Here is a 20,964-nt window from a genome sequence, read left to right as displayed (position 1 = left end):
GCCGTTCTGGCGCACATTCTTCTGCTATTTCCCGTCTTGTCTCTACACCACCTTCCAGGTGTGATAAACACTTGGGCGCTACTCAGGATTCTCGGGCCGGTTAACGGTCGTCTGAAGAACTGAACAAGGGTAGCCTGCAGCCTTCCTGTGGGATGTTTCTTGACCCGATTCACGAGGTTTGAACAGGGTGTCTTACAATTATATGAGTAATAAACCGATCGCTGACCGCGAACGGCAGTTTTATTCGCTGCCGCAAGGGCGGTTTGTTGGGTTGTTCTCGCGGGTTGTAGCTGCGATAGTGGCTGACTGTATCGTCAGTACGCGATGTGAGGCGAGTAATGTCTGATGATCTTTTGATTCACCGTCCGTCAGCAACGGGCGAATCTATATCTTTGCGCTCCATGCAGGAGGTTGCCATGAATGATCGTGATGCCAGCAAGATGCTGCGCACTTATAACGTCGCCTACTGGGGCAACAATTATTATGACGTCAATGAACTGGGCCACATCAGCGTGTGCCCGGATCCGGACGTCCCGCAGGCACGTGTCGATCTGGCCGAGCTGGTGAAGCAGCGTCAAAACGACGGTTTACGCCTACCGGCACTGTTCTGCTTCCCGCAGATCCTGCAGCACCGTCTGCGTTCGATCAATGCCGCGTTCAAACGTGCGCGTGAGTCGTTCGGCTATGAAGGTGGCTATTTCCTGGTTTACCCGATCAAGGTAAACCAACATCGCCGCGTGATTGAATCTCTGGTCAATTCCGGCGAACCGCTGGGGCTGGAAGCCGGCTCCAAGGCCGAACTGATGGCGGTGCTGGCGCATGCTGGCATGACCCGCTCGGTGATCGTGTGTAACGGCTATAAAGACCGTGAATATATCCGTCTGGCGCTGATCGGCGAAAAGCTGGGGCACAAGGTGTACCTGGTGATCGAGAAGATGTCCGAGATCAACATGGTGCTGGAAGAGGCCGAGCGGCTGAACGTGGTACCGCGCCTGGGCGTGCGTGCGCGTCTGGCGTCGCAAGGCTCCGGTAAATGGCAGTCGAGCGGCGGCGAAAAGTCCAAGTTCGGTCTGGCAGCCATTCAGGTACTGAAGCTGGTGGAAACCCTGCGTGAAGCGGGCCGTCTCGACAGCCTGCAACTGCTGCACTTCCACCTGGGTTCGCAACTGGCCAATATTCGCGATATCGCCACCGGCGTACGTGAGTCGGCGCGCTTCTACGTCGAACTGCATAAGCTGGGCGTGAACATCCAGTGCTTCGACGTGGGCGGCGGTCTGGGCGTAGATTATGAAGGTACCCGTTCGCAGTCCGACTGTTCGGTGAACTACGGCCTGAACGAATACGCCAACAACGTGATCTGGGGCATCGGCGACGCCTGTAATGAACACGGTTTGCCGCACCCGACGGTGATCACCGAATCCGGTCGTGCAGTGACCGCGCATCATACGGTGCTGGTATCCAACGTGATCGGCGTTGAACGCAACGAATTCAGCGAACCATTACCGCCTGCTGAAGACGCGCCACGCGCGCTGGAAAGCATGTGGGAAACCTGGCAGGAAATGAACGAGCCGGAAAATCGCCGCTCGCTGCGTGAATGGCTGCACGACAGCCAAATGGATCTGCACGACGTTCATACGCAATATGCACACGGGATGTTGGATCTGACCAAGCGTGCCTGGGCTGAGCAGCTGTATCTGAACATCTGCAACAAGATCCAGCAGCAGTTGGATCCGAGCAACCGTGCACACCGCCCAATCATCGACGAACTGCAAGAGCGTATGGCGGACAAGTTCTACGTCAACTTCTCGCTGTTCCAGTCGATGCCGGACGCCTGGGGTATCGATCAGCTGTTCCCAGTACTGCCGCTGGAAGGCCTGGATAAGCCGCCGGAAGGCCGCGCGGTGCTGCTGGACATCACCTGTGACTCGGATGGCACCATCGATCACTACATCGACGGTGACGGCGTGGCGACCACCATGCCAATGCCGCCGTACGATCCGGAAAACCCGCCGGCGCTGGGCTTCTTTATGGTTGGCGCCTATCAGGAGATCCTCGGCAACATGCACAACCTGTTCGGCGACACCGCCTCGGTTGACGTGTTCGTCTTCCCTGACGGTACGGTAGAAACCGAGTTGTCCGATGAAGGCGATACCGTTGCCGATATGCTGGAATACGTGCAGCTTGACCCTACCGCACTGTTGGCCAAGTTCCGCGATCAGGTGAAAGAAACCGATCTGGACAGCGAACTGCAGGCGCAGTTCCTGGAAGAGTTCGAAGCCGGTTTGTACGGTTATACTTATTTAGAAGATGAATAAGTAGAGCGCTTCTGAAAGGCCGGGCATCCAACGGATGTCCGGCCTTTTTTATACCCTGATGCCTGACCGGCTATTTTATTTACTCATCTTTCAATTTTAGGACGTGTTTTTTCCACCAGCGGCTGGTAACGAATAAATATCCTGATGCGATAAGGAAAGAGTAACCTAGCGTTTTAAGCATTATGCCGGTGCTAATGGTTTCCCCTTTAACCAGAAAGACAAGCGCATAGCAAAGAAAGAAAAGCGAAAATATTTTGAGAAATTTTATAATCACTACCGCCCCCTACAGATGCTGATAAGCGCGTTCATTACTACCACAGCGCTTGTTCACCCACAAGGCGCTGATAAAAATAGTCTACGGCGATCATGGATACGGGAACATAGATAAGCACTACCTCTATGGATATTTCATTCAGTGAGTCAAATTTAGAACAAAGATAACCCAACGGAATACTTGATAAGAAAGTGAGAGTTTCTAGCGTGATATAAAGTTTTTTGTTTTTAATTATTCGCCGTTGGCGCACAGGCATAATATTAAACATGGCTTTACTGATCTCGTGTTATCTAAAGGTGTAAAAATTAATTGTTAACATTTCTGTTGATCTATTTTTAATAAAGTAGGTTGCATAATTAACCTATATTTTTTTCTTGCCAGCTAAAGGGATCAAAATCACAAAGTTCAAACCTCGGCGGACGGCAACGGTCACACGACGGTAGGATTCAGGGTATATACTGGCTAACGACGAGCAGCCGATATGATGATGCGCGCTCTTGAAGCGCGAGCGAAATGCGGCGATAATCTGCTGCATAGGCAGTACTGAAACAGATTTCGAATGGATCCCTTTCTCGTCGGGCTAACGACGCGGGAGGGATTTTTTTTTGCCAGCGTCTGTGTGATTTTTCAACAGGCGAAACGTTGAAATATGAGGGTTTACTATGAGTACCTTAGGCCATCAGCCCGATAATTCCTTAGTGTCCAATGCTTTTGGTTTCCTGCGCTTTCCGCTGAACTTTATGCCTTACGACAGCGATGCAGAGTGGGTCATCACCGGCATTCCATTTGACATGGCAACCTCCGGCCGCGCCGGTGGCCGTCACGGTCCGGCGGCAATCCGTCAGGTTTCCACCAACCTGGCCTGGGAAGGCAACCGCTGGCCGTGGAACTTTGACCTGCGCGATCGTCTGAATGTCGTCGATTGCGGCGACGTGGTGTTCAACTTCGGCGATGCTCAGGACATGAGCGACAAGCTGCAGGCGCACGCGGAAAAACTGCTGAAAGCCGGCAAGCGCATGCTCTCCTTCGGCGGCGACCACTTCGTGACTCTGCCGTTGTTGCGCGCACACGCCAAACATTTCGGCAAACTGGCACTGGTGCACTTTGATGCCCATACCGACACCTATGCCAACGGCAGCCAATACGATCACGGCACCATGTTCTTCCATGCGCCGAACGAAGGCCTGATCGATCCCACTCGCTCAGTGCAGATCGGTATCCGTACCGAATACGATCATGACAACGGCTTCACCGTATTGGATGCTGCGCAGGTTAACGATCGTAGCGTTGACGATCTGCTGGCTCAGATCAAACAGATCGTCGGTGATATGCCGGTTTATCTGACCTTCGACATCGACTGCCTGGATCCGGCATTCGCACCGGGTACCGGTACGCCGGTCATCGGCGGGTTGACGTCCGATCGTGCACTGAAACTGGTGCGCGGCATGCAGTCGCTGAACATCGTCGGTATGGACGTGGTAGAAGTTGCCCCGGCGTATGACCAGTCCGAAATCACCGCGCTGGCTGCGGCGACCCTGGGTCTGGAGATGCTGTATCTGCAAGCGGCTAAAAAAACCAAATAAGTTCCTAATAGTATTAACAGGCGGTTATGGGCGGTAAGCCGAGTCGCTTGTAACGGTACCATAGAGAAATACACACAACCGGTATCTATATACCCTATGGATTTCAAGTCGCAGCTAGGCACCCAGCTCGCTCATCCCCAGGAGCTTACTTTTGTAAGTGACTGGGGTGGGGGAGTGCAGGTAACAACGCTGTGACTTGAAAGACGACGGGTATGGAGAAAACATGCTGACCAAGCCTTCCACACGTCTTAACAAATATATTAGCGAGAGCGGCATCTGCTCTCGCCGCGACGCCGATCGTTATATCGAACAAGGCAACGTTTTTATCAATGGCAAGCGCGTTACGCTTGGCGATCAGGTATTCCCAGGGGACGTCGTCAAGGTCAACGGTCAGCTGATTGAACCTCGTAACGAAGACAACCTGATCTTTATCGCGCTGAACAAGCCGGTCGGGATCGTCAGTACCACCGAAGAGGGCGAGAAAGACAATATCGTCGATTTCGTCAACCACAGCACCCGTATCTTCCCGATCGGACGCTTGGACAAAGACTCGCAGGGGCTGATCTTCCTCACCAATCACGGCGATCTGGTGAACAAGATCCTGCGTGCGGGCAACGATCATGAAAAAGAATACCGGGTGACGGTCAACAAACCGGTCACCGACGACTTTATCCGTGGTTTGGGTGCCGGCGTGCCAATGCTGGGTACGGTGACGAAAAAATGCAAAGTGAAGAAAGAAGCGCCCTTTGTGTTTCGCATCGTGCTGGTACAGGGGCTGAACCGTCAAATTCGCCGCATGTGCGAGCATTTCGGCTATGAGGTCACCAAGCTGGAACGCACTCGCATCATGAATGTGAGCATGGCAGGTTTGCCACCGGGTGAATGGCGTGATTTAACCGACGACGAACTGGTCGAACTGTTTAAGTCGATAGAGGGTTCCACTTCGGAGGCCAAACCGGCGAAGAAAGCCAAACCGGCAGTGAAAAAACCGGCCGGCGGCGGGGCGAAAAGCGCCGACAAACCCAGCAACAGCGCGCCTGCGCGCAAGCGCTTTGCTCAGCCGGGTCGTAAAAAGAAAGGGCGCTGAGGCCCGGTAACATAAATACGGTTCGGGGTGCATGTGCGCCCCGACTGCTTTACGCCCGCCTGGCTTCTCGCGTCATCCGCATCCGGCCAAACAGCACACAGCCCGCCAACAGCGTCACTAGCTGCGACACCATCAGCACCGCAAATCCTGAAGACACCTTGCCCTGGCTAGCCATGACCATGCCCATAATCACCGGCACAAACGCCGAGAACATATTGCCGATGCCGTTAATCAGTCCGTAGGCGCTGCCGACCGCCTGCGGCTGCGCATAATGTTGCAACAGGGTTGGGATCGCCGCCCCCTGAGCCCCCCAGCAGGCATTGGCCGCCAGCAGGAAGAAAGCAATCCAGCCGAGCTGATGACTGTGCATCACGCCATAGATACACAACGCAGTTGCCGCACCGCCAAAGGCGAAAATCAACGGTGCCTGATAGGGGCGAATGCGGTCAAGCAGCACGCCGCCGAGATATTTGGAGGCGATACTGACGATAAACGGCAGCGAAGCCATCCAGCCCATCTGTTTGATGGAGAATCCTTTCTCGTCGGTCAGGTAAGCCGGCAGCCAGGAACTGGAGCCCCACAGGTAGCTCAGGGTCGCGATCTCGATCAGCATGATCCAACCCAGCATCGGGGTATGCCAGGCCAGGGCGAAGGTGTGCCAGACACGGCTCAGAATCGGCTGAGGATCGACGGCGCTCAGCGGTAACGAGCGCGGATGGATAAAAAGACGCACCAGCGCTAGCCCCAGCAGCAGGTTGATCAGCGCCAGCAGATAGAAAGAGACCGCCCAGCCGAAGTGCGCCATCAGGAAACTGACCAGCGGAAAGCCTATCACCAGGCCCAGGGAAACACCCAATGTGCTGACGGCATTGGGTTTACCGCGCTCATCGGCGGCGAAGTGATCGCCGATGTACATGGTTTTCAATGAGAACAGCGGCCCTTCGCTGACGCCAAGCAGTGCGCGTACCGCAAACAGCAGCAATAACGACCCCGCCAGCGGTGAGGCGGCAGTCAGTAGCGCCCAGAGCACAATGCTGAGCGTCAGCGCGCGGCGATAGCCCATCAGGGTTTCCAGAAAGGGCGTCAGCAGCATGGCGGAAAGCCCGTAACCGAGCAAAAACACCGTCATCAGCATGCCCTGATGCGCACGGTTACCGTCGAGCTGAAAGTGTTGCAAGAAGTCGGGGTTGACCAGCATCACGGCAATATTGACCCGATCGGCATAGGCGATGACGATCAGAAACAGCAGGGCCACTACCCCGAACCAGCGTTGACGTTGTTGCACAATGCGCTCCATGTACGCTCCTTTGGCGGGCGAATAACGAATTTAGACAGCAGTAAACTAACCCGCTGATTTCACAGTGGTGAAAAGCAGGTTTGAGTCGTTTTTATGTAAATTTATTGTTATCAAAAAGGGTGTTTCAGACAGCGAGATAGCACTTTTACTCGCATTGCATCAGCCAGATCAACGTCTTTTTATCCATGAATTAGTGATAGAAAGCACAGATTTCATCAGTTTTTCATATCGGTGCATTTTTTCGTGATCCTTCCCGCATTTGTCATGTTTAAACAACTTTCCATTAACAATTGCCGCTTTGCTCTCTTGACGAAAGTTTCACCAGACTTATAGTGAGTGTATTAAATAAGAAACTGAGTTTCATATATGAAACAATCAGATAGAGGACAAAAGCAATGAGCTGGACGAAAGTGTGTGAAGTGTCTCAGGTGAAAGAAGATTTTCCTTTCTCCGCCAACGTGGAAGGGAAAGAGGTCGGGGTGTATCTGATCGACGGCAACTATTACGCGCTGGAAGACGTTTGCCCACATGCCTATGCCTTGCTCAGCCAGGGGTTTGTTGATGACGGCAAGGTCGAATGCCCGTTGCACGAAGCATTGTTCGACGTACGTACCGGCCAATGCTTGCGTGAGCCAGGCGGCCGCGATCTGCAAACCTATGCCACCCGGGTGATCGACAATCAAATCCAAATCACCTTTATTGCGGAGGAGTAATCATGCAGCACATCACCGATTTCAATCCCTGGCTGCCGGACACCCAACAGGTGATCCCGGCGCGCGAAGGCGGCAATGGCCAAATCCATCAGCCGGGCCAATTTCAGAACGTCATCTGGCAAACCCGCGCTCGCGTACCCGACGGTTTCGAGACCGAGTTGGTCACGGCACTGGAAGAGATCTTCGATCAGGGTGCAGAAGAGCTGGAGCAGATCGTTAGCGCCCTGAATCAGCGTCGCCTGTTCGATCGCAATGGCCAGCCGTGGAATGAGACGGCGTTCCGCGAATTCCTTCACGTTAACGGTTTCTGAGCAGCATCCGGGAGAAGACAATGACAGCAAACACAACATCCTCCGCACAAACCTTACAGGACTATCTCGACCAGGGGCTGCGCGGCATGTGGTATCCGGTGCTGGCCAGTTGGGAAATCGGCAATAACCCGGTGGGCATTACGCGGCTGGAGCAACAGATTGTGGTGTGGCGCGACGGCGACGGCGCGATCCATGCGCTGGAAGATCGCTGCCCGCATCGCGGTGCGCGCCTTTCCATGGGCTGGAACCTGGGCGATCGCATCGCCTGCTGGTATCACGGCGTGGAAGTGGGCGGCGACGGTACGGTCAAAGACGTGCCGGCGGTCGATCGTTGTCCGCTGGTGGGGCAGAAATGCCTGCGCTCTTACCCAGCCAAAGAGGCCTACGGTGCGGTGTTCCTCTATTTCGGCGTGACGGCGGATGAAGAGCCGGCTGAATTGACCTTCCCGCCGGAACTGGCTGACGAAGCGGCCTACAGCAACTTCCTGTGCACCGCCAGTTGGGACTGCAATTACCAGTACGCGCTGGAAAACGTGATGGATCCGATGCACGGCACCTACCTGCATTCGTCCTCGCACTCGATGGCGGAAGGGGATCGCAAGGCGGACATGGCGCTGGAGCCGACCGACAACGGTTTCATCTTTAAGAAGAATGGTCAGATCGGCGTTAACTTTGACTGGGTGGAGTTTGGCAGCAGCGGCGCCTACTGGATGCGTTTGTCGATCCCGTACAAAAAGCGCTTCGGGCCGGGTGGTCACTTCTGGATCATCGGCATGGTGGTGCCGGAAGATAAGGATCACTGCCGGGTGTTCTTCTGGCGTATCCGTAAGGTGAAAGACTGGCAGCGTGACATGTGGCGCTTTATGTATCGCAACCGCCTGGAATCGCTGCACTGGGACGTACTGGAGCAGGATCGTATCGTGCTGGAAAATATGGCCCCGAACGCGCGTGGCCGCGAGTATCTGTATCAGCATGATGTGGGGTTGTCTCGCTTGCGCCGCATGATGCAAAAAGAAGCGCAGAAGCAGCTGGCGAAGCTCAGTGAGCTGGAGGCGGCGCAGTGAACGGCTTGCTGACGGGAAAACGCATTGTGGTGACCGGCGCGGCGCGCGGGCTGGGGCGGAGTTTCGCCGCAGCCATCAGCGAGGCCGGTGCCAGAGTGGTGATGTGCGATATTCTGGCGGATGAACTGGCAGACAGCGCCGCGAACCTGCGCGAGCAGGGCGCACAGGTTGAAACGCAGGTGATCGATTTGGCCGAACCGGCGTCGATCAGCGCGGCATTCAACGCCATTGCCGAAGGCGGTGCGATCGACGGGTTGGTGAACAACGCCGCGCTGGCTACCGGCGTCGGTGGCAAAACCATGATGGAATACGATATCGATCTGTGGGATCGGGTGATGCAGGTCAACGTACGCGGTACCTGGCTGGTGAGTCAGGCAGCGGTACCCCTGTTGGCGCAAACCCCACATGCCAAGATCGTTAACGTGGCTTCGGATACCGCACTGTGGGGCGCACCGCGCCTGATGGCTTACGTGGCCAGCAAAGGAGCGATCATCTCCATGACCCGCTCAATGGCGCGTGAACTGGGTCCGCAGGGGATTTGCGTGAACGCAATCGCACCGGGACTGACGCGGGTAGAGGCCACCGAATACGTGCCCGCCGAGCGTCATCAACTGTACGAACAAGGGCGTGCATTGGCCGGGGCACAGCACCCTGACGACGTTAATGGCTCGGTGCTCTACCTGCTGTCGCCGTTGGCGAATTTCGTGACCGGCCAACTGTTGCCGGTTAACGGCGGCTTTGTTTTTAACTAATCAACCTTTAGCCAGGAGCAGCACATGGCGGACGATCAAGCGTGTAAATATCTGATCCCAGGACTGGATCGCGGGTTACAACTGTTGCTGGCGTTTGGCGAGCAGCATAAGGAAATGACTTTTGCCCAATTGCATCGCCTGGTCGACATGCCAAAGGCTACCGCCTATCGCGTGGTGCAAACTCTGGAGCATCTGGGTTTTCTGGAGCGCAACCCACGGACCAACACCTTTGCGCTGGGCATCAAAGTGCTGCGCCTCGGCTTTGAATATATCGCTTCTCTGGACGTTGCCCAGGCCGGTCAGCCGGTGATAGAGCAACTGCGCGATCGCAGCCAGTGCAGCAGTCATCTGGCGATCCGTGATGAGCGCGACGTGATCTACATCGCCCGCGTCAGCGCCGCCGGTTCGCAAATCAATCAGGTCAGCGTCGGCACCCGCCTGCCGGTGCACCAAACCTCACTGGGCCGCATGCTGCTAACCAGCGCTACCCGCGACGAATTCGACCAGCTCTATCCGCAGGAACAACTGCCGGGCAGCGGTCCGGGGACCCCGGCAGATCGTGAAGCGCTGTGGCAGATGGTGCAGCAGGATAAGGCGCGCGGCTATGTGATTGGCGAGTCGTTTTTCCGCCATGGTATCTCTTCGATCGTCTATCCAATCTTTAACCGCGAGCAGCGGGTCGAGGCCGTGGTCAGCATTATGGTGCCGTTCGATGAGATCCCAAAAGCAGATCGCGAACGGCTGCGTATGGAAGTGCGTGACGCCGCAGAGAAAATCTCCGGCTTTCTGGGCGCGCCGCCGCAGGCTAACGTCGGCTAACTGACAACCCCTTGTTTTCGTAGGGGGCTGCAAGCTGCGTTCGCATTAATCGGGGCGACTGTATTCGTCCCCTACCAATGAATCAGGCAGGGATAAGGCTCATGGCAAACAGGGGCCGGGGTTTGTCATGCCTGAAAACCGCATTCAGCGAGAACGTGAGGCACAACAATGAGCGTAATCGGAATCGAAAAACTGGAATTTGGCGTCGAAGATCTGCCAACCTGCGAAAAATTCATGCAGGACTTCGGCCTGCAGGCGGCACAACAGCACTGGGGCGAACGTCAACGTGAATTCACCACCCTGAGTGGGGCGCGCGTGGTGCTGCATCCGTTGCAGAGCGAGACCTTGCCGGCGGCGTTTGAGGGCGGTTCGACTCTGCGCCGCATGACCTGGGGCGTGGGCAGCCCGGCGGAATTGGCCGCTTTGCAGCCGCTGTTGGCGCAGATGCCGGGCTTCCGTCAGGTGGGGGAAGAGCTGGAGTGTATCGATCCGAACGGTATGACGCTGCGCTTTAGCGTCAGCCAACAGCGCGGAGTCGATTTACCGGTATCACCAATCAACCAATGGGGTGATGTGCGCCGCATCGATCAGCCCAGCCCGGTATATGCGCAGGCACAGCCGATCAATATTGGCCACGTGGTGTTCTTTGTCGAAGATCTGGCCGCCACCGAACGTTTCTACCGTGAGGTACTGGGCTTCCAGGTCTCGGATCGCTATATCGATCGAGCAGTGTTCCTGCGCACTCAGGCGCGCGGCGGGCATCACAACCTGTTCCTGCTGAAATTGCCGAATCGTCCACGTGGCCTGAATCACGTAGCTTTTACCGTGCGCGACATCCACGAGGTGATCGGCGGCGGTATTGCTATGAACAAAGAGAAGTGGAGCACCTTTATCGGCCCCGGTCGCCATCCGATTTCCTCAGCCTATTTCTGGTACGTCAACAGCCCGACTGGCGGCGCGTTTGAGTACTACACCAACGATGACTATCTGACTGAAAACTGGCAGCCGCGCGAGCTGGAACACTCGCTGGTGTCGTTCACCGAGTGGGCGGTGGAAGGGGGGATCGACCACGATACGCGCCGCCAGCAGAAAAAACCGGAGGCGCTATGAGCCAGCCAGAAGCGGCGGGGATCGTCATTATCGGCGGTGGCCAGGCCGGCGGTTGGGCGGCGAAAACGCTGCGCGATCGTGGCTATGCGGGCCGGCTGACGGTGATCAGCGACGAACCCTATGACTTTTATGAACGTCCGCCGCTTTCCAAGGCGGCGTTGCTGGACGGCGAAGCGCCGCTCAGCCGACTGTTCAGCGAACAGGTGGTCACCGGGTTGAATCTCAACTGGTGCCGGCCGTTACGTGCCGAATCCATTGATGCAAAAAAACAAATCGTCAGCCTCAGCGACGGTCGGCAGCTGCAGTTTGATCAACTGCTGATTGCCACCGGTGGCCGACCGCGCCTGCCGGACACCCGTTGGGCCAGTCACCCTCGGGTGATGACGCTGCGTTCCTGGGATGATGCGGCGAAGCTGCGTCAGGCGCTGCAAGGATGCCGTCGACTGGCGATCGTCGGTGGTGGCTGGATTGGGCTGGAGATTGCCGCTTCGGCGCGGCGCCTCGGTGCTGACGTGACGGTCTTTGAACGCCAGCCGGCGCTGTGCATGCGCAGTGTTGGCGCGGATGTCTCCCAGGCGCTGCTGGAATTGCATCAACAGCAGGGCGTGACCCTGCACTGCGGCTGCGGTGACATTCAGTTGGAAGATCGTGACGGTAGCGCCTGGATCGGCAGCGGCGTCAGCGATCCTCAGCCGTTTGATCTGGTGGTGGTGGGGATCGGCGTCGAGTTGAATCTGGAACTGGCGCGCAGGGCCGGGCTGAAGATTGACGTGGGGATCGTGGTTGACGGCCAGGGGCGCACCAGCCACCCGGCGATTTTCGCCGCCGGCGACGTGGCGCGTCACCCGACGCTGGGCCTGTGCCTGCAGTCCTGGGCCTATGCGCAGAATCAGGCGATCAGCACCGCTTGCGCGATGCTGGACGCCTTTGCCGCCCCTTACGATGACGTGGCCTGGCTGTGGTCGGATCAATACGATGCCAATATCCAGATCCTCGGCGTGCCGACCGGTGGCGTGCACCATGTGGTGCGGCGCACGCCGCAATCGCAGGTGTTCTTTACGTTAAATGCCGATCGTCAGTTGGTGCAAATGGTGGCGTTTAACGACGCTCGTACCATCAAGCTGGGCAAACGCTGGCTGGCCAGTGGGCGCGTGTTGGAACCGCAGCAGTTGGCGGATGCGGAGTTTTCTTTGATGGCGTTGAAATAACGCCCGTAACCTCGGGAGCGTTTCATGACTACGCAAGAGATTGACGCCCGCGCTGAACGGGTGGGGGATGCTGTTGCCGAAAATCCGCAGCAACGAGTGCGCTGGTCGGTGCCCATCGCGCTGTTTGCCTGCGTGCTGCTGGCGTTTTTCGACAAGATCAGCATCGCGGCACTGTTTTCCGATACTGAATTCCAGCAGGCGCTGGGCATCAGTTTTGACCCGGCGCGGCTGGGGTTGCTGATGAGCGCGTTTTTGTTCTCCTACGGCATCTCTTCGATGTTGCTGAGCGGAATTGGCGACCGCTTGAACCCGGTCAAGGTGCTGATTGGCATGATGGTGGTGTGGGGCGTACTGATGGTGCTTATGGGCATGACACGCTCTTATCACAGCATGATGACGCTGCGCATTTTCCTCGGCATTGCCGAAGGTCCGCTGCTGCCAATGGCCTACGCCATCATTCGCCAGGCCTTCCCGCAGCGCCTGCAGGCACGCGCCACCATGTTGTGGCTGCTGGGTACGCCATTGGGCGCCGCGCTCGGCTTCCCGGTTACGCTGTACATCCTTAACACCTTTGACTGGCAGACCACCTTCTTCTTTATGGCGTTCCTGACGCTGCCGGTGATGCTGCTGGTGCTGTTCGGCATGCGTCATCTCAACGTGTCACGCCCCGCGGCGGCTAGCGTTTCCAAACCGGCTATTGCCGAACGTAAACTGCATCGCCATGAGCTGCTGCGCAACCCGCATTTTTGGATGATCTGCCTGTTTAACATCGCCTTCCTGACCTACCTGTGGGGCATGAACGGCTGGCTGCCGAGCTACCTGATCAAGGGCAAAGGTATTCATCTGGAGCACGCCGGTTATCTGTCATCGCTGCCGTTTATCGCCATGCTGCTGGGCGAAGTGGTCGGCGCCTGGCTGTCGGACAAGCTGGATCGTCGCGCACTGGCCTGTTTTGTCTCGCTGTGCGGCGCCGGGCTGGGGCTGGCCGTGGTGCTGCAGTTGCAGGGCACTTACAGCGTGATCGCCGCCATGGCTTTCAGCACCTTTATGTGGGGGGCCGGTGCGCCAAACATCTTTGCCCTGCTGGCGAAAGCCACCAGCAGCAAGGTCAGCGCCACCGCCGGCGGTATTTTTAACGGATTGGGCAATTTTGCCGGTGCGCTGGCACCGGTGCTGATGGGGGCGCTGATCGCCGCCACCGGCAACATGGATAACGGCTTGCTGTTCCTGGTGGTGATGGCCCTGATCGGCTGCATCATTCTGCTGCCGTTACTGAAGAAGTATTGATTTAACCGTTTGATTCAACAGAGGAGTTACAACATGTCCCAGGTTGAGAAGCAAGCTGGCGTCAAGCCGCAGGATCAATCGATTGAGCATTGGGTGGAATCGCGTATCGCCCGCTTTGAAGGCCGTAAATATGACTGGAACGCGTTGAAGTTCCAGGCCGATTACGACCCGAAATACCGCCGTGCGCAGATGCGCTACATCGGTACCGGCGCCACCGGGGTAGCCAGCGACACCAATACCATTCCGGCAGGCAACTTCACCTTCTCCACCATGGTGCTGCCTTCGAAGTGCGAGGGCCCGTTGCACCTGCACGATGACGTGGAAGAGGTGTTCTTTATGCTGAAGGGCAGCATCACGCTGATGATCCAGGACGGTAGCGAGTATTACGAAACCAAGCTGAAAGAGCGCGATCTGATCTCGGTGCCGGCCGGAGTCTACCGTGGGTTGTTCAACCACGGCGAAGAAGAGGCATTGATGTGCGTGATGCTCGGTACCGCCAAACCGGAAACCCCGACCTACCCGGCGGATCACCCGTTATCCAAAGTGAAACGCAACTGATGAACGGCCTGGCGCAACGTCAGCAGGCGCGCTGCGGGGAGTTTACCCTGAGCTGGCGCGAGGCGGGTCACGGTCGCCCGGTGGTGTTGCTGCACGGCATCAGTTCCGGTTCGGCCTCGTGGATCAAGCAGTTCAATGACTCGGGGCTGGCCGACGGTCATCGCTTGCTGGCCTGGGACGCCCCAGGCTACGGCGGCAGCCTGCCGCTGACGGTCAGCGAGCCGGATGCCGCCGCCTACGCCGCCGCGCTGGCGGCGCTGGTGGCGCACTTGCAGTTGGAGCAACCGCTGATCGTCGGTCACTCGCTCGGCGCCTTGATCGGTAGCGCCTATGCTGCCGGTTATCCCGACGGATTATGTGGGCTGGTGTTGGCGGATCCGGCGCAGGGCTACGCCAACGCACCGCTGGAGAAACGCCAACAGGTTTATAGCCAGAGAAAACAGCTGATTGAGCAGCTTGGGCCGCAGGGCTACGGCGAGCAGCGGGCGGCGGCGTTACTGCGTGAAGGTGCGGATCCTCAAGATATTGCCTGGGTACGCAACGGCATGCAGCAGCTGGATCCCGAGGGTTTTCTCAATGCCGCCTGGATGCTGGCCAACGACGATATCGGCCGCTATCTGGCGCAGTACCGCGGCCCGTTGCAGGTGTGGTGCGGTGACTGCGATCGGATCACGCCACCGGAAGCGGCGGCGGTGCTGGCGCAACAGCAGGACGCGACACTGCGCCTGATTGAGGGGGCCGGGCATGCCAGCTATCTCGATGCGCCGGGGCAATTTAACCGCTATCTGCAGGATTTTACGGGAGCAATTCAACCATGAATTTTCAGCTTGAGAAACGGGTCGCGGTGGTCACCGGCGGTTCGTCGGGCATCGGTTTCGAAACCCTGCGTCTGCTGCTGGCGGAAGGCGCGAAGGTGGCATTTTGCGGCCGCAATCCGGACAAACTGGCCGGTGCCGAAGCCAGCCTGCGCCATGAGTTTCCGCAGGCGGAGATCCTGGCACTGTGCTGCGACGTGCTGGACGAGTCGCAGGTAACGCAGTTTGCCGCCCAGGTGACTGCACGCTTCGGCGGCGTAGATTTGTTGATCAACAACGCCGGCCAGGGGTTCGTCGCGCATTTTGATCAAACGCCGCGCACCGCCTGGCTGCATGAGGCGGAGCTAAAGCTGTTCGGCGTGATTAACCCGGTGCAGGCATTTTTGCCGGCGTTGGAGCGTTCGGATATCGCTTCCATCACCTGTGTGAATTCGCTTTTGGCCTTGCAGCCGGAAGAACACATGATCGCCACCTCGGCGGCGCGTGCGGCACTGCTCAACATGACGCTGACGCTGTCGAAAGAGCTGGTGGACAAGGGCATTCGCGTCAACTCGATCCTGTTGGGCATGGTGGAGTCCGGCCAGTGGCGCCGCCGCTTCGACGAGCGCAGCGATAAAGATCAAAGCTGGGAGCAGTGGACGGCGGCGATTGCCGAACGACGCGGCATCCCGATGAAACGCCTGGGGAAACCGCAGGAGCCGGCACGGGCGCTGCTGTTCCTGGCTTCGCCTCTGGCGTCCTTTACCACCGGGGCCGCGCTGGACGTCTCCGGCGGCTTTAACCGCCATCTTTAACCGCAGAGGCTGAAAAGATGAAGAAGATCATGATGATTGGTTACGGCGCAATGGCCACAGAGGTGCTGTCCCGCCTGCCGGACGGGGTGAGCGTTGGTTGGATTGTCGCGCGTGCGGCTCATCATGCGGCGATTGCCAACGCCTTTGGTGGCCAGGTGCTGGCGTTGACCCACCCCGACCACTGTGCTGAAAAGCCGGATCTGGTGCTGGAGTGCGCCAGCCAGCAGGCGGTGGCGGAGTTCGGTGAGGCGGTGGTCACGCGCGGTTGGCCTTTAGCGGTGATCTCTACCGGCGCGTTAGCGGATGCCGCGTTGCAGCAGCGTTTGCAGCAAGCCTGTCGGCAGCATCGGGGCCAGGTGATCGTGCTGTCCGGTGCGGTGGCGGGCATGGACGGCTTGGCGTCGGCACGTGAGGGCGGTCTGGACAGCGTCACTTATCAGGCGTGTAAAAGTCCGGCCAGCTGGCGCGGCAGTATGGCAGAGCAATTGATTGATCTCGATGCGGTAAGCGAGGCGCAGGTGTTTTTCGAAGGCTCGGCGCGGGAGGCGGCGCGGTTATTCCCGGCGAACGCCAATGTGGCGGCGACCATTGCGCTCAACGGCCTGGGAATGGACGCCACCCGGGTGCGGTTGCTGGTCGATCCCGCGACCCGACGCAATACCCACCGGCTGCAGGTGTGCGGCAATTTCGGTGAGTTTCACATTGAGCTGAGCGGCAACCCGCTGGCAAGCAATCCCAAGACATCAACCCTGGCGGCGCTGAGCGCGGTACAAGCCTGCCGCCGTCTGATCGACGGTGGTTTTATTGCCTGAACGGCAGGAGCGAGTATGGAAAGGTTAAAGATTTTTGTGGCTGGGCGTTGGTGTGAAGGGCGTGGCGATGAAATGGCCTCGCAGTTCCCGGCCGACGGCAGCGTGAATGCGCGGCTGCGTGCCGCCAGTATTGAAGACGTCAATGATGCGGTAGCCGCGGCGGAACGCGCCTGGCGGGCCCCCGAGTGGCGTGGGCTGGTGCCGCATCAGCGAGCCAACATTCTGTACCGCGTCAGCAACCTGATTATGGCGCAACTGGAAGAGCTGGCGCAGTTGCAGACCCGCGACAACGGCAAACCCCTGGCGGAAACCCGTGGGCTGGTGGCCAGCGCGGCGGCGACGGCTCGCTACTTTGCCGCTGCCTGCGAGGTGCTGGAGGGCGAACTGCCGACCCAGCGCAGCGCGGAGATCATGACGTTGAGCCAGTATCAGCCGCTGGGCGTGATCGCGGCCATTACGCCGTGGAACTCGCCGATCGCCAGTGAGATGCAAAAGGTGGCCCCCGCACTGGCGGCGGGCAATGCGGTGATCCTCAAACCGGCCGAAGCGACACCGCTGATGGCGCTAAAACTGGCGGAACTGTTTGAGCAAGCAGGCCTGCCCGCCGGACTGCTTAGCGTGTTGCCGGGCAAAGGCTCGGTGATTGGCGAGGCACTGGCGCGTCACCCGTTAGTGAAAAAGATTTCTTTTACCGGGGGGACCAATACTGGTCGCCATTTGGCGCATATCGCCGCCGAGAAGCTGATCCCTACCTCGCTGGAGCTGGGCGGCAAGTCGCCGACCATCGTGCTGGAGGACGCCGATTTGGAACAGGCGGCTCGCGGGATCTGCTACGGCATTTTCAGCTCCGCCGGCCAGGCCTGCATTGCCGGCTCGCGGCTGTTTGTGCATCGCTCGCTATACCAGCCGCTGCTGGCGCGCCTGAGCGAGCTGGCGGCCGGGCTGCGGGTCGGCAATCCGCTGACGCCGGGCGTGCACCTCGGCCCGCTGATTAACGACAAGCATCGCCAAAGCGTGGCGGATTATGTGGCGCTGGCGCAGCAAGAAGGCGGCCGGGTAGTGATAGGCGGCGAAGCGCCGGCCGATCCGCTGCTGGCCGGCGGCAGCTATTACCTGCCAACGATTATCGAAGGGTTGAGTAACCGTGCCCGCGCTTGCCAGGAAGAGATTTTTGGCCCGGTACTGGTGGCACTGCCGTTCGATAACGAACAACAGTTGATCGAGCAAGCCAACGATTCGGTGTATGGGCTGGCCGCCGGGATCTGGAGCCGGGATTTCCCGCGGGCGATGGCGCTGGCGGAGCAATTGGAAACCGGCACCGTGTGGATCAACACCTACAAAACATTCTCTATTTCTACGCCTTTCGGCGGTTTCAAAGAGAGCGGTCTGGGCCGCGAAAAGGGTCTGCACGGCATCAAGGCCTATATGCAGCAGAAAAGCCTTTACCTGGCGCTGAGCCATCAGGCGAACCGCTGGAGCGATTAGCTTTGAGCGACGGTGCGTAACCCCTACAACGAACACAATAAGAAGGCAGATGATGAGCGATAAAATAACGGTTGGTGAGGCGATAGCCCGGACTCTGGAACAGTACGAGGTGTCGGCGATGTACGGCATCATTTCGATTCATAATCTGCCGATTGCCGATGCGGTAGGGCAACGTGGCAACATCCGTTTCGTACCGGCGCGTGGCGAAGCGGGCGCGGTCACCATGGCCGATGCCCACGGCCGTTTCTCCGGTCTGGGCGTAGCCTTGACCAGCACGGGCGCGGGGGCCGGCAATGCGGTCGGTGCCATGATCGAAGCGCTGAATGCCAACACGCCGTTGCTGCACATTACCGGCCAGGTGGAGAAGGCCTATCTGGATGCCGACGCCGGGTTCATTCATGAGACCCGCGATCAGTTGGGTTTCCTGCGCGCCTGCTCCAAACGCGCATATCGGGTCAACTCAGCGGAACAGGCGGTGGCCGTGATCCAGCGGGCTATCCTCGATGCGCAGACGGTGCCTTGTGGCCCGGTGGCGGTCGAGATCCCGATCGATATTCAAAGTAGCCTGGTTTCCAGTTCGGTGCTGAGCCAGCCCGTGGCGCCTGCGCCGCTGCCGGCGGCCAGTGACGAGGCGGTTGAGCGCCTGTATCAGCGGGTGAAACAGGCCAAACGCCCATTGCTGTGGTTGGGTGGCGGTGCGCTGGCCTGCGCTGATGCGGTACGCAAACTGGCGGATGCCGGCGTGGTGGTGATCTCCAGCACCCATGGGCGCGGTATCCTGCCTGATAGGCATCCGCGCAGCCTGCGTGCGTTCCACAACTCACCGAGCATTGAGGCGATCCTGACGCAGTGCGATTTGACGCTGGTGGCCGGTTCACGCTTGCGCAGCAATGAGACGCGTACCTGGACGTTGCCGCTGCCGCGCCCGCTGGTTCAAATTGATATCGATCCGGCGGCGGCCAACCGCAACTATCTGGCCGACGAGCAAATCAACGGTGACTGCGGCGCCTTGCTTAACGCGCTGGCTGCTCGTTTGAGCCCGGGTGAAAAAGTGAATGCCGAGTGGGATGCCGAGATAGCCACGGCGATACAGCAGGCGGAAAGTGCGCTGCGCCAGCAGTCGGGAGAGTATGCAAAATTGAACGACGCCATCGCCGCTGCGTTGCCGCAGGACGGTCTGTTGGTGCGTGATATCACCGTTTCCGGCAGCGTGTGGGGCAGCCGTTTGTTCCGCGCCATTTCGCCGCTCTGCAACATTCACTCGCTGGCCGGGGCGATTGGCATGGGGCTGCCAATGGCGATTGGCACGGCGATCGCCAACCCGCAGCGCAAGGTGGTGGGGCTGGTCGGGGACGGGGGGCTGGCGTTAGGCCTGGGCGAACTGGCAACCATGGCGCAGGAGCAGGCCAATATTACCCTGTTGATCATGAACGACGGCGGTTACGGCGTGATGCGGGGCATTCAGGACAAGTATTTTGCCGGCCGTCAGTATTATAACGAACTGCACACTCCCGCATTTACCCAGGTTGCCGAGGCGATGGGGCTGAAGGCGTGGAAAGTGGACAGCGCGGCGCAGTTCAACGGCGTGCTGGCGGAAGCGATTAATTATCCGGGGCCGTCGGTGGTGGAAGTGGATATGAACAGCATTGGGCCGCTAACCTTCGCCGGGCCACCGCAAAAGACATTGTACTGATGAAATGAAAAACGCCCGGCATCTGCCGGGCGTTGTGTTTTACTTGCCTGCTGCGATGCGCTCGCGAATATGCTGTGCGCGCGCTTCGGAAGCGGGGTGATCGTCAAACATGCTGCTCTGACGGCCGGCCTCCATTTTAGCCAGTTTTTCAAAGCTGGTGACCAGGCCGTTCGGGTCGATGCCGCGTTGTTTCAGCAGATCGAACGAATAGTCATCGGCTTCACTTTCCTGTTTTTGGGAGAACTGAGCGTTAACCAGCTTCTCGCCCATATCCGCCAACTGTGACTGCGACAGCGACCCTATGATGCCGCCGGTCGAGGCCGCTGCGGTACGCAATGCCACGGTGCCGTAAGCGACCTGCATTGCTTTGCGGGTATGGCCCAGCGCCACGTGGCCCATTTCGTGGCCCAGCACGCCTTCCACTTCATTGTCGGTCATCATGTCCATCAGCCCGCTGTAAACGCGGATACAGCCGTTGGCCATTGCCCAGGCATTCACGTCTTTTGTGACGTAGACCTTATAGTTGGCCGGCGTGCCGTTGATATTATCTCCCAGCGCCGCCGCGATTTTGTTCAGGCGTTTGGCATAGGTACTGTCGGCCGGCGCGATTTGTGCCTTGCTGTCCATCTCTGCGCAGGATTTATCACTCAGGATTTTTACGTCGTTATTGCTCAGCGTCGCGGCCTGGAACGCCTGCGCGCCAGACTGCATCAGGGTATCGGTGTTCAGGTTTTGACAGCCGCTTACCAAAGTGGCAATGCTTAATGCAATCAAAGAGGTACGGATCTTCATAAAGCCATTTTCCTGTGAGAGTAACAAGGGGGTCGTGTCATTTTAGTTTAGGGAAATCTTGCCGCTTGAGACTAGTGTACGCCGACAATCGGGAAAATAGTGTTATTCCGAAAAACCGACCAATTGTGCTAATAAGTTGTGAACTCGCTCTCATTTGGTATTAGGGATTGCCGTTTTAATGCGGAGTCTGAGAAA

General features: G+C 58.2%; 20 protein-coding genes. 18 read left to right on the top strand and 2 right to left on the bottom strand.

Translation table 11 applies throughout. The annotated features are described in order from the left end of the window. Positions 1-202: 202 nt before the first annotated feature. From M495_RS26220 to rluF, 4 genes are all read left to right on the top strand, one after another. The gene (locus M495_RS26220) at positions 203-346 is read left to right on the top strand and encodes a virulence promoting factor (protein ID WP_115058053.1); all 144 of its coding nucleotides are present in this window, start codon (positions 203-205) and stop codon (positions 344-346) included. Further along, positions 339-2,315, top strand: a complete 1,977-nt coding sequence (speA, locus tag M495_RS20320; RefSeq protein WP_041414938.1) for a biosynthetic arginine decarboxylase — start codon at positions 339-341, stop codon at positions 2,313-2,315. Before M495_RS26220 ends, speA begins: the two co-directional genes overlap by 8 nt. A 936-nt stretch (positions 2,316-3,251) precedes the next feature. Then, positions 3,252-4,172 carry an agmatinase gene (gene speB / locus M495_RS20310; RefSeq protein ID WP_020828551.1) on the top strand — a complete coding sequence of 307 codons (921 nt, stop codon included), beginning with the start codon at positions 3,252-3,254 and terminating at the stop codon, positions 4,170-4,172. A 223-nt stretch (positions 4,173-4,395) separates the two neighbouring features. After that, complete coding sequence (gene rluF, locus M495_RS20305) at positions 4,396-5,259, top strand: 23S rRNA pseudouridine(2604) synthase RluF (RefSeq protein ID WP_020828550.1); 864 nt, start codon at positions 4,396-4,398, stop codon at positions 5,257-5,259. Between the two features lie 49 nt (positions 5,260-5,308). On the opposite strand, the gene M495_RS20300 is transcribed toward rluF, so the two are convergent. Next, positions 5,309-6,556 (bottom strand): MFS transporter, encoded by a 1,248-nt coding sequence (locus M495_RS20300; protein WP_020828549.1) that lies wholly within the window; start codon positions 6,554-6,556, stop codon positions 5,309-5,311. 395 nt (positions 6,557-6,951) lie between these two features. Between M495_RS20300 and M495_RS20295 the strand changes: the two genes are divergently transcribed. The 14 genes from M495_RS20295 (at position 6,952) to M495_RS20230 (ending at position 19,977) form a co-directional block, all read left to right on the top strand. Continuing rightward, positions 6,952-7,269, top strand: a complete 318-nt coding sequence (locus M495_RS20295; RefSeq protein ID WP_020828548.1) for a non-heme iron oxygenase ferredoxin subunit — start codon at positions 6,952-6,954, stop codon at positions 7,267-7,269. Positions 7,270-7,271: 2 nt separating this feature from the next. Next, positions 7,272-7,580, top strand: a complete 309-nt coding sequence (locus M495_RS20290; protein ID WP_020828547.1) for a recombinase-like helix-turn-helix domain-containing protein — start codon at positions 7,272-7,274, stop codon at positions 7,578-7,580. A gap of 20 nt (positions 7,581-7,600) precedes the next feature. Then, the gene (locus tag M495_RS20285; RefSeq protein ID WP_041414935.1) at positions 7,601-8,644 is read left to right on the top strand and encodes an aromatic ring-hydroxylating oxygenase subunit alpha; all 1,044 of its coding nucleotides are present in this window, start codon (positions 7,601-7,603) and stop codon (positions 8,642-8,644) included. Then, positions 8,641-9,396, top strand: coding sequence for an SDR family oxidoreductase (locus M495_RS20280; protein WP_020828545.1), 756 nt, complete (start codon positions 8,641-8,643; stop codon positions 9,394-9,396). Before M495_RS20285 ends, M495_RS20280 begins: the two co-directional genes overlap by 4 nt. A gap of 24 nt (positions 9,397-9,420) precedes the next feature. Beyond that, positions 9,421-10,215, top strand: coding sequence for an IclR family transcriptional regulator (locus M495_RS20275; RefSeq protein WP_020828544.1), 795 nt, complete (start codon positions 9,421-9,423; stop codon positions 10,213-10,215). Positions 10,216-10,383: 168 nt separating this feature from the next. Beyond that, positions 10,384-11,325, top strand: a complete 942-nt coding sequence (locus M495_RS20270; RefSeq protein WP_020828543.1) for a VOC family protein — start codon at positions 10,384-10,386, stop codon at positions 11,323-11,325. Beyond that, the gene (locus M495_RS20265; RefSeq protein ID WP_020828542.1) at positions 11,322-12,533 is read left to right on the top strand and encodes an NAD(P)/FAD-dependent oxidoreductase; all 1,212 of its coding nucleotides are present in this window, start codon (positions 11,322-11,324) and stop codon (positions 12,531-12,533) included. Before M495_RS20270 ends, M495_RS20265 begins: the two co-directional genes overlap by 4 nt. A 24-nt stretch (positions 12,534-12,557) precedes the next feature. After that, a complete protein-coding gene (locus tag M495_RS20260) occupies positions 12,558-13,820 on the top strand; it encodes an MFS transporter (RefSeq protein WP_020828541.1) in 1,263 nt (420 codons plus the stop codon). A 33-nt stretch (positions 13,821-13,853) separates the two neighbouring features. Further along, positions 13,854-14,378, top strand: coding sequence for a cupin domain-containing protein (locus M495_RS20255; protein ID WP_020828540.1), 525 nt, complete (start codon positions 13,854-13,856; stop codon positions 14,376-14,378). Beyond that, positions 14,378-15,196: an alpha/beta fold hydrolase gene (locus M495_RS20250; RefSeq protein ID WP_020828539.1), complete on the top strand. Its 819-nt coding sequence runs from the start codon at positions 14,378-14,380 to the stop codon at positions 15,194-15,196. Before M495_RS20255 ends, M495_RS20250 begins: the two co-directional genes overlap by 1 nt. Then, on the top strand, positions 15,193-15,987 hold the full coding sequence (locus tag M495_RS20245) for an SDR family oxidoreductase (protein ID WP_020828538.1): 795 nt from the start codon (positions 15,193-15,195) through the stop codon (positions 15,985-15,987). The genes M495_RS20250 and M495_RS20245 overlap by 4 nt, the downstream gene beginning before the upstream one ends. A 17-nt stretch (positions 15,988-16,004) precedes the next feature. Next, on the top strand, positions 16,005-16,799 hold the full coding sequence (locus tag M495_RS20240) for an aspartate dehydrogenase (protein WP_020828537.1): 795 nt from the start codon (positions 16,005-16,007) through the stop codon (positions 16,797-16,799). Positions 16,800-16,814: 15 nt separating this feature from the next. After that, complete coding sequence (locus tag M495_RS20235; RefSeq protein ID WP_020828536.1) at positions 16,815-18,284, top strand: aldehyde dehydrogenase; 1,470 nt, start codon at positions 16,815-16,817, stop codon at positions 18,282-18,284. Between the two features lie 52 nt (positions 18,285-18,336). Then, positions 18,337-19,977 carry a thiamine pyrophosphate-binding protein gene (locus tag M495_RS20230; RefSeq protein WP_020828535.1) on the top strand — a complete coding sequence of 547 codons (1,641 nt, stop codon included), beginning with the start codon at positions 18,337-18,339 and terminating at the stop codon, positions 19,975-19,977. A gap of 39 nt (positions 19,978-20,016) precedes the next feature. Here the strand turns inward: M495_RS20230 and loiP are convergent, their stop codons facing one another. Beyond that, positions 20,017-20,769 (bottom strand): metalloprotease LoiP, encoded by a 753-nt coding sequence (gene loiP / locus M495_RS20225; RefSeq protein WP_020828534.1) that lies wholly within the window; start codon positions 20,767-20,769, stop codon positions 20,017-20,019. Between the last annotated feature and the right edge of the window lie 195 nt (positions 20,770-20,964).

The organism is Serratia liquefaciens ATCC 27592 (assembly GCF_000422085.1).
Classification (GTDB): Bacteria; Pseudomonadota; Gammaproteobacteria; order Enterobacterales; family Enterobacteriaceae; genus Serratia; species Serratia liquefaciens.
The sequence above is the reverse complement of the archived record's forward strand: the minus strand, read 5'-3'. Positions and strand labels throughout refer to the sequence as shown.